The sequence below is a fragment of the Magnetococcales bacterium genome (genome assembly GCA_015228935.1).
Lineage (GTDB): Bacteria > Pseudomonadota > Magnetococcia > Magnetococcales > DC0425bin3 > HA3dbin3.
Window position 1 is genome coordinate 1 of record JADGCO010000183.1, and the last position, 3,504, is coordinate 3,504.

Sequence of the window (3,504 nt, forward strand, 5' to 3'; positions counted from 1 at the left end):
GTAAAATATTGAAATAAATCAGATTTTGCACTACAGATGACGAACATGGGTCAAGGCGGATTTGCTGGCTGGATTGACCGGGGCCATCGTGGTTCTGCCACAGGGGGTCGCATTTGCCACCATTGCCGGCATGCCACCCGTCTACGGCCTTTATGCCGGAATGATTCCGGCCATTGTGGCGGCTTTTTTCGGATCCTCCTGGCATCTGGTCTCCGGCCCCACCACGGCAGCATCCATTGTCATTTACTCCCTGCTCAGTACCCAGGCTGAACCCGGCAGCGCCGCCTATGTGCAGCTTGCCCTGACCATGACTTTTCTGGTCGGCCTGACACAGCTTGGGCTGGGCTGGATCCGCATGGGTACTCTGGTCAATTTCATCTCCCACTCCGTGGTGATCGGATTTACCACGGGTGCGGCCTTCCTGATTGCATCCAGTCAAATTCACAATTTTTTTGGCATTGATATTCCCAGAGGCAGTGATTTCATCCAAACCCTGCTGTTTTTGATCCGGGATCTGAAAAGCATCAATCTTCAGGCCCTGGCGGTCAGTGGTACAACTCTCCTGGTTGGTATTTTGTGTCGGGTCTCTCTGCCTCGTGTACCTTACATGATTGTGTCTCTGATGGCTGGCTCTTTATTGGCATGGGTCCTGGAGATTGCTCATGCCGGTCAGACGGGTCTGACTTACGTGGGTACCTTGCCGGCCTCCCTGCCACCGCTGTCCATGCCGGATTTATCCCTGGATTCGCTTCGCATCCTGGCACCTGGGGTGATTGCGGTCACCTTGCTGGCCTTGACCGAAGCCATTTCCATTGCCCAGGCCATGGCCTTGCGCAGTGGTCAAACCATCAAGGCCGATCAGGAGTTCATTGCCCAGGGTCTTTCCAATCTGGCAGGCAGCTTTTTTTCCTCCTATGTTGCCACTGGATCCTTCAACCGTACCGGTCTGAACTACGAATCCGGAGCCAGAACGCCGATAGCCGCGGCGAGTTCCGGACTGATCTTGATCTTTCTGGTCACCCTGGTTGCTCCCATGGCTGCCGTCCTGCCCAATGCGGCCATGGCAGGGGTGTTGTTCCTGGTGGCCTGGGGTTTGATTGATCGTCGCCATATCCGGCAGACCTTCGCCGCCAGCCGCCCGGAAACAGCCATCCTGATCGCAACATTTCTGGCAACCCTGTTTTTCAATCTGGAAATTGCCATTTTGTTTGGTGTCATGCTGTCGTTGGGTGTTTATTTGTCCCGGACATCTCACCCCGTTGTTGTTCCCCGCATCCCGGACCCGGACCACCCCCGGCGACGTTTCACCACCCTGAAAACCCTGCCAGAGTGCCCACAACTTCGGATAGTCCGGGTGGACGGGTCGATTTTTTTTGCCGCCATCAGTTCCATCAGGGAGCAACTGGATGCTTTGGCATCTCCCCGAACCCATCTGGTCATCATCGCTTCTGGAATCAATTTCATTGATTTGTCCGGGGCGGAATTCCTGGCGCATGAGGCTGAAAAACGCCGCCGGGACGGCGGTGGTCTTTACCTGGTCCGTGTCAAGGAAATTCCATACAAAATGCTGAATGAAAGTGGATTTTTGGAAAAAATCGGCAGGGATCACCTCTTCAAATCAAAAAGTGAGGCCATCCAGTCGATTTTTTCCCGCCTGGATCATGACATATGTTCGCGATGCTCATTTCAGGTATTTCAGGAGTGTTGCGGCATTGCCAAACTCGATCAATCACAATTGTCCAAATTTTCGGCCAACCAGGCCGCATGATTCAGGAATATGCGATGGTCACAACGCCAAATCATTATCGCCTTTGAATTGTTCGGTTCGAATTCTGCCAACACAACCATATCTGCAAAGAAATTTGCGCAAAATTTTAAATATTTTGAATATTTGTCCTGTTCATTCGTTCGAATAAACAGTCAATCTCGGGAGCGCATATCATGAACACCAGTATGGGAACATTGGAACGTTATTTTGCCGCAGTCGGTCTGGCCGAAGAGGGTCTTCCGGAAGACGCCTTGGCATTTCTCGGCCAAAAAAACGCTTCCTCATCATCCACTGAATATGAACAAGGAATTGATCAGATTGTTTCATCTCCGGAAATCGCCATGCCGGAGATGGCATCGGGAGATGAACCCCGGATGAAACCTGTGTCTGCTCCCACATGGTGAATGGACACATCAACATTATGATATCATTAATGAAATTCTTTCCGTTTCTGCAATGGCCGCGTATTTCCCGCAGTACCCTTCTGGCTGATCTGATTGCCGGAATTACCGTGGCCCTGGTGTTAATCCCCCAATCCATGGCATATGCCCAACTTGCGGGCATGCCGCTTCATTATGGTCTTTATTCGGCATTTTTACCGGGTGCCGTTGCGGCCATGTTTGGCTCTTCCAAACAATTGGCAACCGGTCCGGTGGCTGTTGTCTCTCTGCTGACCGCTTCCACCCTGATGCCTTTTGCACCTGCGGGCAGCGATGCCTTCATTGCGCTGGCCATCCTGTTGACTCTGCTGGTGGGTATCACACAATTTTTCATGGGTTTTTTTCGACTGGGGGCCGTGGTCAATTTTCTTTCCCACCCGGTTGTTGTCGGTTTCACGAATGCGGCGGCCCTTATCATTGGCCTGTCGCAACTGTCCAAGGTACTTGGTGTTGAGATGCCGCGCAGCGCAAGCTTTTTGCACGACATCTGGGGCGTGATTCGACAGATGGACCATGCTCATGTTCCCAGCCTGATCTTCGGGGTCTGTGCCTTCGCTGCCATGTGGGGTTTGAAAAAATACAATCCCAGAATTCCGAATATTCTGGTGGCTGTTGCGCTCAGCATCATCATCAGCCATGCCCTTGGCTTTGAGGAAAAAATGGGTGGTGCTGTCATTGGTGTCATTCCCCAAGGTCTGCCCGTTGTAACCTTCCACAACCTGAATCTTGACCAGATACGCGGCTTGATATCCGGTGCTGTCATCATTTCTCTGGTCGGTTTCATGGAGGCCATCTCCATTGCCAAGGCCATGGCGGCCAAAACCAGGGATCGTCTTGACCCCAACCAGGAACTGATCGGTCAGGGATTGGGTAATCTGGCCGGCTGTCTGACCAGTGCCTTTCCCACTTCGGGTTCCTTTTCCAGATCGGCGGTCAACCTTGATGCCGGTGCCATGACCGGTCTTTCTTCCGTCATCACCATGCTCATGGTTCTCATCACCTTATTGTTTCTGACGCCAGGACTCTACCATCTGCCCCAGGCCGTGCTGGCGGCTGTCATCATGATGGCTGTGGTTGGACTGGTCAATTTTCGGGCAGTCTTGCACTCCTGGAAGGCCAACAGGCTCGATGGCGTTGCGGCCCTGTTGACCTTCGTGGCCACTCTCTGGTTTGCCCCCAATCTGGATGAGGGGATCATGGTGGGTGCGCTTTTCTCCATCTCGGTCTACCTGTTTCAGGTCATCCTAAATCCGGCAGTTGACTGGTAGTGACCTTGCCATCGGGGGAGGTTTGAGA

3 protein-coding genes are annotated in these 3,504 nt (G+C 52.7%); all 3 read left to right on the plus strand.

Features of this window, described 5'->3' with window-relative positions; genetic code table 11:
* Positions 1–61 precede the first annotated feature (61 nt).
* Entirely contained in the window at positions 62–1,768 is a 1,707-nt protein-coding gene (locus tag HQL65_20425; GenBank protein MBF0138600.1) for a SulP family inorganic anion transporter, read from the plus strand.
* Between the two features lie 173 nt (positions 1,769–1,941).
* The gene (locus HQL65_20430) at positions 1,942–2,172 is read left to right on the plus strand and encodes a hypothetical protein (protein MBF0138601.1); all 231 of its coding nucleotides are present in this window, start codon (positions 1,942–1,944) and stop codon (positions 2,170–2,172) included.
* A gap of 29 nt (positions 2,173–2,201) precedes the next feature.
* Complete coding sequence (locus HQL65_20435; GenBank protein ID MBF0138602.1) at positions 2,202–3,476, plus strand: sodium-independent anion transporter; 1,275 nt, start codon at positions 2,202–2,204, stop codon at positions 3,474–3,476.
* The last annotated feature ends 28 nt before the right edge of the window (positions 3,477–3,504 follow it).